Annotated in this window: 18 protein-coding genes; 9 read left to right on the top strand and 9 right to left on the bottom strand. The window is 43.4% G+C overall.

The features are described from left to right. Positions 1-85: 85 nt before the first annotated feature. The 3 genes from AHMF7616_RS21150 to AHMF7616_RS21140 all read left to right on the top strand — a co-directional run bounded on the left by AHMF7616_RS21150 (position 86) and on the right by AHMF7616_RS21140 (position 2556). Positions 86-1315 (top strand): Lnb N-terminal periplasmic domain-containing protein, encoded by a 1230-nt coding sequence (locus AHMF7616_RS21150; protein WP_115374695.1) that lies wholly within the window; start codon positions 86-88, stop codon positions 1313-1315. Between the two features lie 97 nt (positions 1316-1412). Beyond that, positions 1413-2204 carry an inositol monophosphatase family protein gene (locus AHMF7616_RS21145; RefSeq protein ID WP_115374694.1) on the top strand — a complete coding sequence of 264 codons (792 nt, stop codon included), beginning with the start codon at positions 1413-1415 and terminating at the stop codon, positions 2202-2204. Between the two features lie 163 nt (positions 2205-2367). Continuing rightward, a complete protein-coding gene (locus AHMF7616_RS21140) occupies positions 2368-2556 on the top strand; it encodes a FeoB-associated Cys-rich membrane protein (protein ID WP_115374693.1) in 189 nt (62 codons plus the stop codon). Between the two features lie 75 nt (positions 2557-2631). Here AHMF7616_RS21140 and AHMF7616_RS21135 read toward each other — a convergent pair whose 3' ends face one another. Beyond that, positions 2632-3081, bottom strand: a complete 450-nt coding sequence (locus tag AHMF7616_RS21135; protein ID WP_147275748.1) for a YybH family protein — start codon at positions 3079-3081, stop codon at positions 2632-2634. A gap of 235 nt (positions 3082-3316) precedes the next feature. Here AHMF7616_RS21135 and AHMF7616_RS21130 point away from each other — a divergent pair, with 235 nt between their 5' ends. After that, a complete protein-coding gene (locus AHMF7616_RS21130; protein ID WP_115375716.1) occupies positions 3317-3649 on the top strand; it encodes a hypothetical protein in 333 nt (110 codons plus the stop codon). A 126-nt stretch (positions 3650-3775) separates the two neighbouring features. Here AHMF7616_RS21130 and AHMF7616_RS21125 read toward each other — a convergent pair whose 3' ends face one another. The 4 genes from AHMF7616_RS21125 to radA all read right to left on the bottom strand — a co-directional run bounded on the left by AHMF7616_RS21125 (position 3776) and on the right by radA (position 8247). Then, positions 3776-4720 (bottom strand): mechanosensitive ion channel family protein, encoded by a 945-nt coding sequence (locus tag AHMF7616_RS21125; RefSeq protein WP_115375715.1) that lies wholly within the window; start codon positions 4718-4720, stop codon positions 3776-3778. A gap of 4 nt (positions 4721-4724) precedes the next feature. Further along, positions 4725-5144: a putative signal transducing protein gene (locus tag AHMF7616_RS21120; protein ID WP_115374691.1), complete on the bottom strand. Its 420-nt coding sequence runs from the start codon at positions 5142-5144 to the stop codon at positions 4725-4727. Positions 5145-5346: 202 nt separating this feature from the next. Beyond that, positions 5347-6369, bottom strand: a complete 1023-nt coding sequence (locus AHMF7616_RS21115) for an SPASM domain-containing protein (protein WP_115374690.1) — start codon at positions 6367-6369, stop codon at positions 5347-5349. 501 nt (positions 6370-6870) lie between these two features. After that, complete coding sequence (radA, locus tag AHMF7616_RS21110; RefSeq protein WP_115374689.1) at positions 6871-8247, bottom strand: DNA repair protein RadA; 1377 nt, start codon at positions 8245-8247, stop codon at positions 6871-6873. A gap of 439 nt (positions 8248-8686) precedes the next feature. Between radA and AHMF7616_RS21105 the strand changes: the two genes are divergently transcribed. The 3 genes from AHMF7616_RS21105 to AHMF7616_RS21095 all read left to right on the top strand — a co-directional run bounded on the left by AHMF7616_RS21105 (position 8687) and on the right by AHMF7616_RS21095 (position 10376). Further along, the gene (locus AHMF7616_RS21105; protein WP_115373199.1) at positions 8687-8980 is read left to right on the top strand and encodes a transposase; all 294 of its coding nucleotides are present in this window, start codon (positions 8687-8689) and stop codon (positions 8978-8980) included. Between the two features lie 17 nt (positions 8981-8997). Continuing rightward, positions 8998-9852, top strand: coding sequence for an IS3 family transposase (locus tag AHMF7616_RS21100; RefSeq protein ID WP_115373200.1), 855 nt, complete (start codon positions 8998-9000; stop codon positions 9850-9852). Positions 9853-9986: 134 nt separating this feature from the next. Continuing rightward, on the top strand, positions 9987-10376 hold the full coding sequence (locus AHMF7616_RS21095; RefSeq protein WP_147275747.1) for a hypothetical protein: 390 nt from the start codon (positions 9987-9989) through the stop codon (positions 10374-10376). 151 nt (positions 10377-10527) lie between these two features. Here the strand turns inward: AHMF7616_RS21095 and AHMF7616_RS21090 are convergent, their stop codons facing one another. Then, on the bottom strand, positions 10528-11142 hold the full coding sequence (locus tag AHMF7616_RS21090; RefSeq protein ID WP_115374687.1) for a hypothetical protein: 615 nt from the start codon (positions 11140-11142) through the stop codon (positions 10528-10530). 142 nt (positions 11143-11284) lie between these two features. Beyond that, positions 11285-12529 carry an MFS transporter gene (locus AHMF7616_RS21085; RefSeq protein WP_199474301.1) on the bottom strand — a complete coding sequence of 415 codons (1245 nt, stop codon included), beginning with the start codon at positions 12527-12529 and terminating at the stop codon, positions 11285-11287. A 456-nt stretch (positions 12530-12985) separates the two neighbouring features. Here AHMF7616_RS21085 and AHMF7616_RS21080 point away from each other — a divergent pair, with 456 nt between their 5' ends. After that, positions 12986-13555 carry a hypothetical protein gene (locus tag AHMF7616_RS21080; protein WP_115374686.1) on the top strand — a complete coding sequence of 190 codons (570 nt, stop codon included), beginning with the start codon at positions 12986-12988 and terminating at the stop codon, positions 13553-13555. A gap of 361 nt (positions 13556-13916) precedes the next feature. After that, positions 13917-15317, top strand: a complete 1401-nt coding sequence (fumC, locus tag AHMF7616_RS21075; RefSeq protein WP_115374685.1) for a class II fumarate hydratase — start codon at positions 13917-13919, stop codon at positions 15315-15317. 182 nt (positions 15318-15499) lie between these two features. Here the strand turns inward: fumC and AHMF7616_RS21070 are convergent, their stop codons facing one another. Then, positions 15500-16117 (bottom strand): LytR/AlgR family response regulator transcription factor, encoded by a 618-nt coding sequence (locus AHMF7616_RS21070; protein ID WP_233507781.1) that lies wholly within the window; start codon positions 16115-16117, stop codon positions 15500-15502. Further along, on the bottom strand, positions 16039-16203 hold the full coding sequence (locus AHMF7616_RS27280) for a hypothetical protein (RefSeq protein WP_233507692.1): 165 nt from the start codon (positions 16201-16203) through the stop codon (positions 16039-16041). Before AHMF7616_RS27280 ends, AHMF7616_RS21070 begins: the two co-directional genes overlap by 79 nt. Positions 16204-16227 lie beyond the last annotated feature (24 nt).

The raw sequence follows: 16227 nt of genomic DNA, 5'->3' as shown, positions 1-16227 counted from the left end.
GATGGGTATAAATAACTGGTAAACTATTAATGACATATAAGCTAGACTTATCTAACTCTTTCGCGTGTATTTTTAAAATTTATTCATGACTTTACCTCGTTTTTTTAAAAATAAGTGCCTGCTGCTGGTTTTATGCTTTTGGGGCTTCAGCAGCGGATCAATCCAAGCCCAAAGTTTATCACCAGACGCGCGCATTAGCTTAATTACCTGTTCGCCCGGCGACGAATTATATTCCATGTACGGGCACAGCGCTATCCGGGTGAACGATCCTAGCTATGGCATTGATTACGTATTTAATTACGGCACTTTTGATTTTAGAACGCCTAACTTCTACCCCAAATTTGTAATGGGCAAACTCAAGTACAAACTGGCTGTATCCGACTTTTCGGATTTTTTAGCGGCTTACCAGTACTATAACCGGTCGGTTTACGAGCAAGTCCTTAATTTAACTCCTCAGCAGAAAAACGAAGTATTCCGGTTTTTACAAACCAACTACCTGCCCGAAAACCGCGAGTATTATTATGATTTCTTTTTTGATAATTGCGCTACCCGCATCCGGGATGTGTTTACCAACACCTTACATTCCAACTTAAAATTCGACCCGGCGGTAGGTCAAAAAAAGCAAAGTTTCCGGCAGATTGTGGGCATTTACCAGAATCCTTTTCCGTGGGCCGATTTTGGGGTAGACCTGGCCATGGGTTTACCCAGCGACCAGCAAGCAACCGTGACCCAATACATGTTTATCCCGGATTACCTGCAAGAAAGCTTTGCTAAGGCTACCGTAAGTTCGGCTACCGGTAAGTACGCGTTTGCGCAACCGGTTACTACTCTATTTAAAGCTACGGCACCCCAACCTACTACAGATTCTATTTTAAAACCAATGGTTGTTTGCTGGCTTTTGTTTGGCTTAGGAGCGCTCCTCACTTTTTGGCAATGGCAGCAGCAACGCGCCGCCTATACGTTTGATGTTATAATTTTTGGCCTAACCGGTTTGCTGGGCTTTGTTTTACTGTTTTTAACAACCAGTTCGGAGTATAAGGCTTTTCCTAAAAACTTAAATTTACTCTGGGCCATACCTTTACATTTGCCTCTAGCTTTGCTTTTACTCCAAAGAAAAACTCGTGATTTTTTAAAAAATTACTTTTTATTAACTGCTGGTTTAATGGCTCTATTGTTAATACTATGGCGCTGGCTACCGCAGGAGTACCATCCGGCATTTTTTCCGTTGGTATGGTTACTCGGTTTACGGGCCGCATTTATTTACCTGCACGAAAAACAAAAAAAGCCGGCCTACCAAAACAAATCTACCTTCTGATACCGAAATATTCCGGAGTATTCATAACCTTTGCGGCGCTTAGCAGTAAACTGCGGCATTTATCTGTTTTATATCTAAATTTTAAAAAATTTGCTTTATGCTGCTTCCCGAATTGTGTGAAAAAGTAATTGCTATTACCAAAATTACCGGCGCTTTTATCCGGGCCGAAGCCCAGTCTTTTGACCGCAGCAAGATTGAACACAAAGGATTAAACGACCTGGTATCGTACGTAGATAAGCAAGCCGAAGAACAGTTAGTAAAGGAATTGCAGCAAATTTTGCCCGAAGCGGGTTTTATTACCGAAGAAGGAACCGTAACGGAGCGGGCCGCCGAATACAATTGGATCATCGACCCGCTCGATGGCACCACCAACTTTATGCACGGTTTGCCGCTTTTCTCCATCAGCATTGGCTTAATGCAACACGCCGAAATTGTGCTGGGCGTAATTTACGAAGTAAGCCACGACGAATGTTTTTACGCCACCAAAGGCGGCGGCGCCTTTTGCAACGACAAACCAATCCGTGTATCCGGTATAGAAAAACTTTCGGACTCGTTGATAGTAACCGGTTATCCGTACACCGATTTCGGCAAAACCGATACCTATCTGCAAATTTTAAAAGCGTACATGCAGCAATCGCACGGGGTGCGCCGTTTAGGTTCCGCCGCGATAGATTTGGCTTACGTGGCCAAAGGTATCTTCGAAGGCTTTTTTGAATTTAATTTGAATTCCTACGATGTATCGGCGGGCGTAATTTTGGTAAGAGAAGCGGGTGGTTACGTCAGCCTGTTTACCGATAACAACGGCGACCCGGTATTTGACCGCGAAATAGTGGCCAGCAACGGCCAGGTTCACGCCGAAATGCTGCAAGTAATTGCCCAGTATTGGTAATGGTAAGAAGGAAGTTGTAAGCTATAAGTAGTAAATTTTTACAACAGGTTTTTATAAGTTCTATTTATAAGACAAACTACAATACGAAAACTACTACTAAACTTTTTCACGGCGGCAATAGTTATAAAAGAACGGGCAGAATACCCGAAAATCGCGCCTAACTATGGTACAGGAAATTATCATTTTTATTGTTTTTGCTTTAGCGGCCGCCTACGTCATCCGGTTACTAATTGCTAATTTCCGGCCGAAAGCGGGCGGTGGCTGCGCCAAAGGTTGTGGAGGCGCCTGTTCTACCATTGATTTTGAAAAGATTAAGAAAGACCTGGAAACCAAATCTGCCCCGGTTCGTTAATTTTTAAATTTTTCCTCTTTTTTTAACTTTAAGCCTGCTTTTAAAAGCTTTTTTCGATCCACTTTCCGGAGGTAACTAGTATTGCTTGGTTTGATCCCGCACAATGTACCATTGGTTATTAAGCTTCCGAAGTTTTAGAATAAACTCCCCGTGCGGATGATCGTTGGCTCGCGTTAAAGCCCAGTTGCCTAAAACGGTAGCGGAATCTTTGGCTACCGCGCGCACCTTTAAATTAGTAAATTTTAAAATTCCCATTTTTTCCCGCGAACTATACGTTTTCTGATACCGTTCCAGCGTGGGTTGCCAGCCTTTGGTTACCGTGGTGCCCGATACAAAAACTAAATCCGGCGAATTCCAGTAAGTGCGCATAAACTCCGGAATGTTGCCTTGGTTCCAGGCGGCTACTTGCTTGTTTAATACCCGCAGAATGGCCGCCGAGTCACCGGTATCGGTTTTTGCTTTTTGAGCCTGAACATAACTCAGTGGCAACAGAAAAAGTAGAAGTAGGAATAATACATTCTTCATAATTAAACCGTTTTGTTTAGCAGAAATAGATTATTTCTTTTTTTATACAAAAATTACGTATAACAAAAATCCGGAAGTACGTAAGCAGGATTGTTGGCCGTTAAGTTAAAGGTTACCCTTTAAATTAACGCCATGGTCTAAATAATTGCTATGCATCGCCAAACAAGTTGCGGTTTTTACGTATAGCGGCTATACTATTTTTTGATTGGCCTATAAATTTAAAAATTATAAAATTATGCAAGATAAAGAAGAATTAACCACGCTGGTTAAAGTGGAAGCCCGCCTAAACGGCGAAGGTTTTACCGAAGATTTTCGGATTGCGGATGGTCGCCTGCGTTCGCTTAACAGCGATAAATCCTACGGGGTAGAAGAAGTGCGCATTGTCAATTTTTTCCGTTTCGAAGGCGAAACCGATCCGGACGATATGTCTATTTTGTACGCCGTGGAATGTAACGATGGTACCAAAGGCACGATCAGCAACTCGTATGGCCCCATGGCCGATGCGGAAGTAGATGAGTTTCTGGTAGAAGTAGAGAACTTAGGTAAGAAATTAAATAAAACCACTTAATAGTTGTTCGTTGTTGGTTATTAGTTGTTCGATTAATTGCTTACTAATAACCAGTTTATAATACAGCTAAATTTGTTGACGTACTTGATTACGTTAAGACATGAAAAATTTAAAAAAGCGGAAGGTTTAGGAATCTTCCGCTTCTTTTTTACCGTTTTGCGAAGCGTTTCTCCGGGCTTTTTCTAAGGTTTCTTTTAACTGCTGGTTCAGCGATTCGCCGCCTTTAATGGCAAAATCCAGCGTACGAATCGGAAATGGAATTTGAATATTGCCGGCATCAAACGCTTTTTTAATTTTTATAATGGCCGCGCTTTTCGCGTGCACGTAGTCGGTTTGGCGTTTGTACTGTATCCAGAATCGCACCAGGAAGTTAATAGAGCTATCGCCAAACTCATCGTATACTACTTCCACTTCGCGGTTTTCAATCATGCCTTTAATGCCGTTTACGGCTTCTTTCACAATTTGCTGCACGCGTTCCAGGTCTTCGGCGTACGATACGCCCATTCTTAAATCAATGCGCCGAATGCCGTAATGGGTGTAATTAACCATTACACTTTCAAACACTTTACGATTCGGTACTTTTACCAGTTCGCCGGTTACCCGCCGTAAATCAATGGTGCGCATGTTAATGCGCTCAATGGTGCCAAAGTATTCGTTGGTTTCGATGACATCGCCCACGCCAAATGGCTTCCGTACCGCAATAATTACCCCCGAAATAAAGTTGGCCGCGATATCCTGAAAAGCAAAACCCAGGGCTAAACCAATAATTCCCACCCCGGCCAGCATGGTAGTAACTGTTTTATCGAGTTTCAAGATGGTAAGCACAAAGAAAACGCCTACTAGCAAGGTACCGGTTTGCACCATGGTGGCAAATAAGTTATTCAAGGCGGCACTGTGCGATACGCGGGGTAGTAATTTTTCCGAGAACCGGCGCATTTGCCGGGCTACGTAAAAGGTAACCACTAAAAGGATGAGCGCAATAAACAGGTTGGGCAGCATTAAAATAAGCTGCTTCATCCATATCTCCAGTTTTTTAATTAACAGACTTAAGGCTTCTTCCAATTGAGTCATTTTTTTAGTTTTCAACGATCCATTTATAACCGCAATTCGCGCAGGTAAATCGCCGGACAGGTGTTTGTGGGTCGCGAAACGTTAATACGTTACGGAGCAGGCTTAATAACGAGGGCTGGTTGATGGAAGTTGTTTCGGTTACTTTAGGGGAGTGGCAGTTGGGGCATTGGTCCGGGAAATGCTCCGGAGCCGGATCTACCGAAAATGGTTCACTGGCTTGTAAGGCTTGCTGAGCCCGTTCCCGGTCTTGTTCGGCTACCTGCAGGCGTACGCCGCCGTAGGCCATGTACAAGTAAGGCTGGTTGGTAATGGTGTGTTCATCAGCAATAAAAGCAGGTATGCCTTCAGCCTCTAAGCGACCGCGCATGATCTGGGCCTTTAAAGCATCCGGAAAAGTAGCAATGGTAATTAGTTTGTTTTCCATGTAAAATAACCGGTAAACCAGGTAAGAATTTTCGGGAACAGGCAGGTAAGTTATTGTTTTCTAAATAATTTAGGGCTATCGCCCAATACATTTAAAGCCGTTTGTGAAGACACAAAGGATGGCACCGCTCCTGGGCAGTGTCTTCACTGCCAGCTTTTGCGAAAATCCTATAATTGCCAAAAATCAACAATCTCTGACCAACTTAACCCCATACTTTGGTGCCCTCGGTGCAGTTTTTACACATCTCTACCTGGCTGCGCGATTTCAAAACCGCTCCCCGAAACTTTTGGTACGTAGTGCCACGCCACAAGGCCCGGAAGGTTTGCGTTTTTAAATCGCCCATTCGGTATTCGGCATCTTTATCGAAACAGCAGGGTACAACCAAGCCATCCCAGGTTATAACGCACGAATGCCACATGCGCCAGCAATGGTTGAGTAGTTTATTTTTAATCTGGTACGTACCGTTACCGTTGTGCTGGTAGCGCGAGTAATAATCAATGGTCGGGATTAGGGGAGAGCCTTGGGCGTAATCGTAAATCTGGGCGGTTTTAAACCAGATAGCATCTACGCCTAAATCTGCGGCTAATTTTTTAACATCGGCTAACTGGTGTTCGTTGGGACGTACTACCAGAAATTGAAAAATTACAAAGGGCGTTCTGGATTTTAACTCTTTTTTCCATTTAAGCAGGTTGCGGGTACCTTCGATAACTTTGTTTAAGCTGCCGCCCACACGATAGGCTTGGTAGGTTTCCTGGGTAGTGCCATCGATGGAAATAATAAGCCGGTCCAGACCTGATTCTACGGTTTTACGGGCATTTTCCTGGGTAAGGTAATGCGCATTCGTGGAAGTAGCCGTGTATATTTTTTTAGCCGAAGCATATTGTACCATTTCCAGAAATTGAGGATGCAGATACGGTTCGCCCTGAAAATAAAAAATTAAATAAAGCAGCTTTTGGTGCAGTTGGTCGATGGTATTTTTAAATAAATGCTCGGGTAACATGCCGGTAGGCCGGGTAAACGAGCGCAAACCGCTGGGGCACTCGGGGCACCGCAAATTGCACGAGGTAGTCGGCTCGAAGGAAATACTAATGGGGTGGCCCCAGTGCCTTGCTTTTTTGGTAAGCTTTGATAAAAGGTAGCTGCTTACCACCTGCCCCATGTTACCGGCCCGCCGCCAGGTAAGTTTAGAAAACAAATTAAAAGCATCGTGCAATTTTCCGGTCATGGCCAATAGTCAACAAAAACAAAGTACAATATTAACGAACAAACGGATAAGACCTACGCAAAACTTTCTTGTTGCGCTAAAATGAGGCATCCACCTTTTAGAATAGTGTTACCATCGCGTTTTTTTAAATTTTTGCCGGGAAACGGTGTTCTTAAGTCAGCAGATCAATCTGTTTAGTACGCATTTAAAACCAGAACGGAAGAACTTATCTGAAATTAAAAAACTACTACGCTGGCCTTTGCGGAGATATGGACATGAAATAGCCCTGATTTCACGCGGTGGAAACCAGGGCTTCAGGTCGGATTGGATTAATTATTTATGTATAAAAAGTTCTTCGTAGCGGTTTTAACAGGTTTATATTATTGCGTTTAATCACCTGAATAGTCAGTCGTATTATCTAGTGGTTCGAATTTATGAAATCCGATAGAACAATCGCTATTTTACCTTAACTTTTTGACTTTTATCCCTATACCTCAATAAAACCATTTCCGTTTCTTTTATTTATCCAAATAAAGAGCTTAAAACCTCTTCCAGTTTACTTACCGCATTTACTTTTATGCCCAATCTTTTCTGGTCGATGCCTTTTAAGTTAAACTTGGAAATATAAATTTCCTGAAAGCCTAGCTTTTCGGCTTCGGCAATGCGGTTATCAATGCGGTTTACCGCCCGTATTTCGCCACTTAAACCTACTTCCGCGGCAAAACAAGTAGTATGCGGAATCGCCAGATCTTCAAACGACGATAAAATAGAAGCACACACGGCTAAGTCAATGGCCGGATCTTCTACTTTAATACCGCCCGCAATGTTCAGAAACACGTCTTGCAAGCCTAGTTTAAAACCGCTGCGTTTCTCTAATACCGCCAGCAACATGTTCAAGCGTTTGGCATCGTAGCCGGTGCTGGAGCGTTGCGGCGTACCGTAGGTAGCCGGGCTTACCAAGCTTTGTACTTCAATTAATAGCGGCCGGTTCCCTTCTAGCGTCGCGCCAATGGTAATGCCGCTAAAATTTTCTTCGCGCTGCGAAATTAAGATTTCGGAGGGGTTATTTACTTGTCGCAAACCGGTGCCCAGCATTTCGTAAATGCCCAATTCGGACGTAGAGCCAAACCGATTTTTTGTAGTTCGTAAAATGCGGTACGTCATGTGGCGGTCGCCTTCGAACTGCAAAACGGTATCTACCATGTGTTCCAGAATTTTCGGCCCGGCCAGGTTGCCTTCTTTGGTAATGTGGCCGATTAAAAATACCGGCGTGCCGCTTTCTTTGGCGTATTTCAACAGCTCGGCCGTACATTCCCGCACCTGCGAAATACTGCCCGCCCCACTCTCAATAAAAGCGGAATGTAAGGTTTGGATAGAATCAACGATTAAAACTTCGGGTTGCAGTTGCTCAATTTGCTTGAATATATTTTGGGTGCCGGTTTCGGTTAAAATAAAGCAGTTCGGATGTTGCGCGCCCAGGCGTTCGGCGCGCATTTTTATTTGCTGCTCGCTTTCTTCGCCGGAAATGTACAAAACCCGCTGTTTTTTTAAATTTAAAGCAATCTGCAGCATTAAAGTAGATTTACCAATGCCGGGTTCGCCGCCGATTAAAATCATGGAACCCGGTACAATGCCGCCGCCCAGTACCCGGTTTAACTCTTGGTCGTGGGTATCAAAACGAGACTCTTCGGAGTAGCTGATTTCGGCAATGGGCCGGGGTTTATTGGAGATTTGCAGCGACGAGGAAGATTTCCAGGAAGCCGGACCGGCCGCTTCTTCGCGTTGCAGTACTTCTTCTACGTAGGTATTCCATTCGCCGCAAGCCGGGCAGCGGCCAATCCATTTCGCCGATTGCGCGCCACAACTTTGACAGAAGTAAGAGGTTTTTATTTTCGCCATTTAGTATTTTCTGAGTGAATAAAGGTAACGGAAAACTTCCAGAAGGCAGAAAAATCTAATATTCTCAAGCCAATGTGTCCGTCTTTATAAAACAAAAATGTAGAGGTTTTTCGTCATCAAATGGCTATAAAATTTAAAAAATAAATGAAAGAAGTAAGGCAAATCTCTTAACGGAGAATGAACGACCAGATAAATGTGACAGGCAAGATTACTTAAACTACGGTGAAATAAAGGCAGGGCAGTTGGATAGCAGCAAATAAGGAAAACTGAAATAAGCAATTTAATTTATCCCCTATATTGCAGGCAAATTGCAAGAAACATTTTTATAGAGAATGAAGTTTAGCACATACTTTATCCTTTTTATGTATCTTACTATTCTGGATAAATGAGATGCTCTACTAAATACGGACAGTTGATTTGCTTAACTTAGCAAATCCAGATGAAAGAAAAAAAGACTCCAGAAAAGCGTCGCAAGTACGATGCTGATTTCAAGCAGCAAGTACTGCAGATGGTTTCTAATGGTCGGCCGGTAAAAGAAGTGGCCGAGTCATTGGGCATTGGCGAGAACCTCATCTATCGGTGGCGGAGTCGTCAAGAAGACAAAGGAGCAGTTGGGAGAGAAAATGCATCCGCCACTACTGACCAGCAGGTTTTGCTGCGACGCATCCGGGAACTAGAGCTGGAGCGGGACATTTTAAAAAAAGCGTTAGCCATTTTCAGCCGACAGACTTAAAAGAACGGTATCGTTTTGTGCAGCAGCATACCCAAAAATGGCCGGTACAGGTAGTATGCCAGGTGCTTCAGCTAAGCCGCAGTGCGTATTATAGCTGGTTATCAGTAAAATCAAAGCGCAATAATCAAACAGAAAACCAGATGCAAACTTCTATCATCGATACTTTTCAGAAACACCGCCGTCGTTATGGCGTTAGACGCCTGCTAGCTGAACTGAAAGAAAAGGGAGTAAACGCTGGCTCTTACCGGATTCGTCAGGTGATGCAAAAGCACGGACTCCGGGCCATCCAGCCGCGCAGCTTTGTTCCTCGCACGACGGATAGCCGGCACCCTTACCCGATAAGTCCTAACCTGTTGTTAGAGCAGCCTTTCCCTGAGGCTCCGAATCAGGTCTGGGTGGGAGATATCACTTATATTGCTATGGCTACTGGTAGTTTTCTGTATCTGGCGGTATGGCTGGACTTATTCTCCCGCCGAATAGTCGGCTGGCAGTTGGGGGATAATATGAAAGAAGAACTGGTAATAGCCGCTTTTAGAAAAGCCTATCAGAGCCGGTCGGTGAAGGAAGGCTTGATTATCCACTCCGACCGAGGTGGGCAATATGCCAGCAATGCCTTCCGGAAATTGATGGGTGATAAGAAGGCTAGCCAGAGTATGAGCCGGGCTAGTAATGCTTATGATAACGCTTTTATGGAGTCCTGTTTTAGTCGCTTTAAGGCGGAATTGATGCAGGAGGGGGCTTTTGATAATAAAGAAGATGCCCAAACCGAAATCTTTGAGTATATTGAAATGTATTACAATCCAATACGAAGACACTCCAGCTTAAATTACCTAAGTCCAGTTAAATTTGAACAATTATATTCTAACAACTAAGCAAATTAACTGTCCGTCTTTTTCAACACACCTCAAAATACTTTTTGTTAAAATTCTAATCAAAGATGGTAAACTTTCTTACGTTATCAATTATTTGCTTATTGTATCACATAGATTTCGCGAAGTCTTTTTACTTGAATATTCCGGCTAGAGTAATTCAACAAAGGCCTACTATTACTATCGAAGAATCAGCACCAAATAGTAAACTAATAAATAAAAAGTGGAAATTTATCTACTACTTTGGAGCTGATCGGAAGCCTGCACACGTTTCGGATACTATAATGCATATAACCGAGTTTTTTCAAAATAATAAGTACAAAACAACTTATCACTCTGGTGAAACAATGGTAGGAGAGTGGCATTTATCTTATACCAAATCGGTGTTAATTCTAAAATCCCGGTTCAGAAAAGACCCTGTAAAAAGTAAAGAATTTAAAATTAAAGAATTAACAGATTCTACCTTAATTTTAACTTTCGAAGTTTGGTTTGGATCTGCGACAAAACGCTTTAAAGCTTTGAAGTAGTAGTAGCTAAAATTAATTTTTAATAAGTAGTTGGTCGTTATTAGTTGTTCGTTGTTCGACCTATAAACTATTGATAACTAAAACATTACCTTGAAATATCCTTACGTTTATTTTTGTCCCGATACTTATTATTTATTGAAGGCAAAACCGCCTATTGCTGTTGCGGCATTAAGCTAACAATAACAATTAAGGGCAATATAATTAGAATAGAAATGAGCAAGGCCCGCCAGATGGGTTTGGCTTCGTAGTCCCGTTCCAGGCCAATGTACTTGGGCCAGAAGTAAAAATTTAAAATTAAAGCCCCAATCAAGTTTAAACCTAAAGTTAAAGTAGAGTTGCGGTATAGCTGAAAAAGCGTTACTTCTATGGCCATGTAAACAATACTAAAGCCAATTACTACCCAACTCCCTTTCCGATTATTCATTTCCCGGATGTTAGTAGCCAGCAACATCGCTCCAAATAATAAACTAAAAAAAATAGAAAACCCCACAATGGCATTGGGCGTGTACAAACGGGATACTTCGCCGGTTTCTTCTGTTTCTGCTTCCGCTTCCAGGGCGGCTTCGGCTTGAGCGGCCTGTTTTACGGCCTGGCGCTCGGGTTCTAAAGTAGCTAGTTCGGCCTCGGTGAAGGAGCGACCTCGTTTTTGCAGTTCGGCTACAGCCGCCAATACCGCCACTGGTACGTATTTTTGGTGGTTAGTAAAATATTCCAACAGCTCCAACTCCGTTTTCGTCGCCATTTTATTGGCGTAATATGGATCCATACATTCGGATAAGTTAATTTTTTAAAATAATCGGGACAGCGTACCGCACAGCAACGTTTTCTCTGGCAAGCAGTAGCTAGTCCTTCCTGTATTAACTCCGGAGAAGATTAAATGTTGTAGATTTTGCCAAGAACAACGCCGATTACCGTTCGATAAAGTCCAGGTCCTTGCCAAAAGTTTCGGACATGCCCCAGAGCGCTACCAAGGCAATAATAAACGTGAGCGTGCCCACTAATAACCCACTTTGCATCAGGCCGGTGTGGGTTTTAAAATAACCAAACAGCCAGATTACCGGGATTAAACTGCCCCGCACAAAATTAGGCACCGTGGTAGCCACCGTCGCCCGGATGTTGGTACCGAATTGTTCGGCCGCAATGGTCACAAACAAAGCCCAGTAACCAATGGAAAAGCCCAGAGCCATGCAGGTAAAATAAACAGCACTAGCCGTAGGTAAATCAATCAACAAGTAACTTAACACGCAAACAATGCTCAGCAAAATAAAACCCAGCACTACTTTTTTCCGGCTCCTGAAATACTGACTAATAATACCGGAGCTTAAATCGCCGACCGATAAACCCAGGTAAGCAAACATCACGGATTTGCCCGCTTGCACTGGTTCCGCAATGCCCATAGCTACCGCAAATTCCGGCGAAAACGTAACCAGCACACCAATTACAAACCAAATGGGCAAGCCAATAAAAATGCAGCGCAAGTATTTAACAAAGGTGCGGCCCGAAGAAAATAATTGAAAAAAGTTGCCCCGCGCTACTTCCTGTTCTTTAACTTGGGTAAACATCCCCGATTCAAAAACGCTGAACCGCAACACCAGGAGCAATAAACCTAAACCGCCGCCAATAAAATAAGCAATGCGCCAGTCAAATAAATCGGCCATAAAGTAGGCGAGCACCGCGCCCAAAATACCTACCGAAGCTACCAGCGAAGTGCCGTAACCCCGGATTTCTTTCGGTAAAATTTCGGCTACCAGCGTAATGCCAGCCCCGAGTTCTCCGGCTAAACCAATACCGGCAATAAAGCGCAGCAAAGCATACTGGGTAACCGTAACAGCAAAACCATTGGCGATATTAGCCAGTGAGTACAGCAAAATAGACCCGAACAATACCGAGAGCCGTCCTTTTTTATCGCCCAAAATGCCCCACAATATGCCGCCTACCAACATACCAGACATTTGCGTATTTATCAGAAAAAAGCCGTCTTCGAGTAATTGGTCGCCGGCTAAACCCATGGATTTTAAACTGGGCACCCGCACAATGCTAAACAGCAGTAAGTCGTAAATATCTACGAAATAACCCAGGGCCGCTACGATCACGGGTATTTGCAGCAGCTGCTTGAGCTTAGAAGGTGGCGTAGGAGAGGAGGTTGTGATCATATAGTAGAAACAGGAAAACCAGCCGGAGTGGACTGGTCTTCTTTTATCTTAATTTTTTAAATTTTGAAACAAATTGTAACTACTTATCAGCATAAACGGAAAGTATGCTGGTAAAAGCCCCTGGCCCATTTACAGTTATCCTCGAAAATTTAAAAAAACTTATTGGGTTCCAACAAATGAAATCAAATTAAATTATAATTCCACTTTTTCAATCCGAATTTTTTAACCGAAGTAGCCTTATACCCCAATTATATCTAATGTCCGCATTTGCTTTAAGTATATTCTTCAAAGCCTTTCGTTCTTTAACGCATCAATTTGATAGTTCTGCGTATGCAATAATGTAGTGAGTTGAATTCTAATGGTTTTAAGAGAAATACCGGGCATAAAAGGAAAAAACACATCTTTTTTAGGAGAGGAACAGTATATCAGATTTAAATTATTTAATCCGCTTATATTATGAAAAACTTTATCTCTTTTTCTACCCGTCCGGTTAATGCTGTTTTGGCCTTGTTTTTAGCAATTCTGGTAAGCTCCTGCTCGCAAGAGCCGCAACGCCTGTTGTTCTCGAACCATCCCACAGAATTTAAAAGAGTGGAAAAAGCTACCGCGCCATTAGCTACCCCGGAAGCTGCACCCATAACGGCCAGCACTACCGAAGAATTGGCCGTTTTTTTATCGCCGGAGCAAGCAAAGCAAGCCGAACTAACCGCCGAAATCAGCCGGAACGAAGCAGTAAAAGCAGCTCTTAAAAACGCGACGGCTACTACGCCTAAAGCTACTTTCCGCGAAAAAGCAGCCACTTTAAAAGCCGTGAAGAAAGAGATAAAAACGGCGAAAAAGGAAATTAAAAAGCTGAAAGACAGTAAAAAAATAGCCGAAGGTCCTGTAACCAATGATGTGGCTATTAAGGTAATTATTCTGGGTTTAATTGTGGCGCTCTTGGGTTTAATCGTGCCGATCCTGGGTGGTTTAGGCGGTTTAATTGTAATTGTGGGCTTGGTTTTACTGTTGCTCAATTACTTGTAAACCCCTCCGCCTGCGGCACCTCCCTAAGAACAGGGGAGGAGAGGCGGCTATTGCTGCATAGCATGTTTCTCGCCGATGTATGCTGTTTTTAATTTATTCCAAGAAACTTTAAAAGAAAGAATTTCTAATAATTCCTGTCGCAGGTATTTTAATTTAAAATTAAAATATACCGATTAAAGTTGTTACGAGCTAAAATTAGCCGCCTTAAATGTCATAAGCCGCCTCTCCTCCCTTGTTCTTAGGGGAGGTGCCGTAGGCGGTGGGGTTCCTTTCTACTTTTAACCGCTTTTCGCGCTGCTTTCGAGAATTTATTCTTTACTTTCGAGCCGTTTTGTAAAACTTACCTTTTTAGAAAAACAATATGGATTTTCGCGTAGAAAAAGATACCATGGGGCCGGTAAACGTGCCTGCCGATAAATACTGGGGAGCCCAAACCGAGCGCTCGCGCAATAATTTTAAAATTGGTCCGGAAGGCAGCATGCCCAAAGAAATTGTGTATGCCTTTGCTTACCTGAAAAAAGCCGCCGCGCACGCGAACCTGGAATTGGGCGTATTGCCGCAAGATAAGTGCGATATCATTAGCCAGGTGTGCGACGAAATTTTAGCCGGTCAGCACGATGGTGAGTTTCCGCTGGTGATCTGGCAAACTGGTTCGGGTACCCAGAGCAACATGAACGTGAACGAAGTAATTGCCAATCGCGCGCACGTGTTACTGGGTGGTTCTTTAAACGACGAAAAAAAGCAAATTAACCCCAACGACGACGTAAACAAATCGCAGTCGTCGAACGATACCTTTCCGACGGCCATGCACATTGCGGCTTACAAGCAAGTAGCCGAGATTACTTTGCCCGGCCTGCAAACCCTGCGTGACTCGCTGCAACGCAAAGTAGAAGAATTTAAAGACGTGGTAAAAACCGGCCGCACGCATTTTATGGATGCTACACCCCTGACTTTGGGTCAGGAGTTTTCGGGTTACGTGCAACAAATTAATAACAGCATCCGCGCTATTAATAACGCCTTAGAAGTTGTAAAAGAATTAGCTCTGGGCGGAACAGCCGTAGGAACCGGTTTAAATACGCCGCAAGGGTACGATGTACTGGTAGCGCAAAAAATTGCCGATTTTACCGGTTATCCATTTGTTACGGCTCCCAACAAGTTCGAAGCTTTAGCCGCGCACGATGCCATGGTAGAATTATCCGGCGCCTTAAAACGCACGGCGGTTGCCCTCATGAAAGTAGGCAACGATATCCGCATCTTGTCATCCGGCCCCCGTAGCGGCATCGGCGAAATTATTATTCCGGACAACGAACCCGGTTCATCCATTATGCCGGGTAAAGTAAATCCAACGCAACCCGAAGCTTTAACCATGGTTTGTGCTCAGGTAATGGGTAACGATGTAGCCGTATCGATTGGTGGCTCGATGGGCCATTTTGAATTGAACGTGTTTAAGCCCTTAATTGCGGCCAATGTATTGCAATCCGCTAGGTTATTAGGCGATGCCTGCGTATCGTTTACCGAAAAATGCTCCGATGGGATTCAGGCCAATCACGAAATTATTCAGCGCCACCTGGAAAACTCGTTAATGCTGGTAACGGCGCTTAACCCGCACATTGGCTACTACAAAGCCGCCGAAATCGCCAAAAAAGCGCATAAAGAAGGTACTACGCTGCGCCAAGCCGCCATCAACACCGGCTACGTTACCGATGAGCAATTTACCGACTGGGTGCGCCCCGAAGACATGACCGGCAGCTTGAAAAGTTAGTTTTTAGTCTACAAACGATAGTCCATTGTCCACAGAGTAAAATTTTAAAAAAAGCGGCCCTCAAAAAGGCCGCTTTTTGTTTTTAGGTTAGAACCAGCGATTTTCCAGTAGCTTGTTAAAACCATTTAAAATTAACTTCTCCCTAACAGGTACCTGGGGTCCCATACTCAGGTAGTTTTTAATTACATTCCAATCTTTTTCTCTACGTCTTCCCGGTAATTTCTGCCGATGGGAATGTGATAGTTACTGATAATAATCTGATTACGCTCGATGCGCTTAATAACTTTACTCGCTACCAGAAAAGACTTATGCACCCTGATGAAAAGTAATAGAGGAAACATTTCCTGCACCATTTTTACCGATCCCTTAATTACAATTTTGCCGGATGCGGTATAAATGATGGCGTAATCTTTTAACCCTTGCACATGGGTTATCTCGTTAAAGTAAAGTTTAATTCTGTTTACCCCACTTTTTACAAAAATAAATTCCGGAGCAGGTGTACCCGGCTCTAAGTGGGTGTTTTGTTTTCTAAGGGAAATAAAGTCCTGAACCTTCTCCATGGCTATGGTAAATCGCGGAAAGGAGATGGGCTTTAATAAAAAATCAATGACACCTAGCTCAAATCCTTCAAAAGCATAGTTCCGGTAGGCGGTGGTAAAAATGGTAAGTGGCGGATCAGTTAGTTTTTCCAGAAACGCAATTCCCGTTATTTCGGGCATTTCTATATCCAGGAATAATACATCTGCTTTTTGATTTTCGAAGTATTGTAAAGCTTGCCGGGCACTACTAAATAAGGTAATAGCCTGAATACCGCTTGTTTTTTTAAATAGCCCTCCAATACTTCCAACGCGAGCGGCTCATCATCCACTACTACCACTCGTAGCATAACTAAATTTTTTATTTTGTGAAT

Origin of the sequence: Adhaeribacter pallidiroseus (genome assembly GCF_003340495.1) — a bacterium.
GTDB lineage: Bacteria > Bacteroidota > Bacteroidia > Cytophagales > Hymenobacteraceae > Adhaeribacter > Adhaeribacter pallidiroseus.
This window is presented reverse-complemented; position numbering and strand designations above follow the sequence as displayed.

What these genes read in the sequence shown, in the direction of transcription:
- AHMF7616_RS21150 (WP_115374695.1), top strand. Translation starts at nt 86, where the DNA reads ATGACTTTACCTCGTTTTTTTAAAAATAAGTGCCTGCTGCTGGTTTTA.
- AHMF7616_RS21145 (WP_115374694.1), top strand. Translation starts at nt 1,413, where the DNA reads ATGCTGCTTCCCGAATTGTGTGAAAAAGTAATTGCTATTACCAAAATT.
- AHMF7616_RS21140 (WP_115374693.1), top strand. Translation starts at nt 2,368, where the DNA reads ATGGTACAGGAAATTATCATTTTTATTGTTTTTGCTTTAGCGGCCGCC.
- AHMF7616_RS21135 (WP_147275748.1), bottom strand. Translation starts at nt 3,081, where the DNA reads ATGAAGAATGTATTATTCCTACTTCTACTTTTTCTGTTGCCACTGAGT.
- AHMF7616_RS21130 (WP_115375716.1), top strand. Translation starts at nt 3,317, where the DNA reads ATGCAAGATAAAGAAGAATTAACCACGCTGGTTAAAGTGGAAGCCCGC.
- AHMF7616_RS21125 (WP_115375715.1), bottom strand. Translation starts at nt 4,720, where the DNA reads ATGACTCAATTGGAAGAAGCCTTAAGTCTGTTAATTAAAAAACTGGAG.
- AHMF7616_RS21120 (WP_115374691.1), bottom strand. Translation starts at nt 5,144, where the DNA reads ATGGAAAACAAACTAATTACCATTGCTACTTTTCCGGATGCTTTAAAG.
- AHMF7616_RS21115 (WP_115374690.1), bottom strand. Translation starts at nt 6,369, where the DNA reads ATGACCGGAAAATTGCACGATGCTTTTAATTTGTTTTCTAAACTTACC.
- radA (WP_115374689.1), bottom strand. Translation starts at nt 8,247, where the DNA reads ATGGCGAAAATAAAAACCTCTTACTTCTGTCAAAGTTGTGGCGCGCAA.
- AHMF7616_RS21105 (WP_115373199.1), top strand. Translation starts at nt 8,687, where the DNA reads ATGAAAGAAAAAAAGACTCCAGAAAAGCGTCGCAAGTACGATGCTGAT.
- AHMF7616_RS21090 (WP_115374687.1), bottom strand. Translation starts at nt 11,142, where the DNA reads ATGGATCCATATTACGCCAATAAAATGGCGACGAAAACGGAGTTGGAG.
- AHMF7616_RS21085 (WP_199474301.1), bottom strand. Translation starts at nt 12,529, where the DNA reads ATGATCACAACCTCCTCTCCTACGCCACCTTCTAAGCTCAAGCAGCTG.
- AHMF7616_RS21080 (WP_115374686.1), top strand. Translation starts at nt 12,986, where the DNA reads ATGAAAAACTTTATCTCTTTTTCTACCCGTCCGGTTAATGCTGTTTTG.
- fumC (WP_115374685.1), top strand. Translation starts at nt 13,917, where the DNA reads ATGGATTTTCGCGTAGAAAAAGATACCATGGGGCCGGTAAACGTGCCT.
- AHMF7616_RS27280 (WP_233507692.1), bottom strand. Translation starts at nt 16,203, where the DNA reads ATGCTACGAGTGGTAGTAGTGGATGATGAGCCGCTCGCGTTGGAAGTA.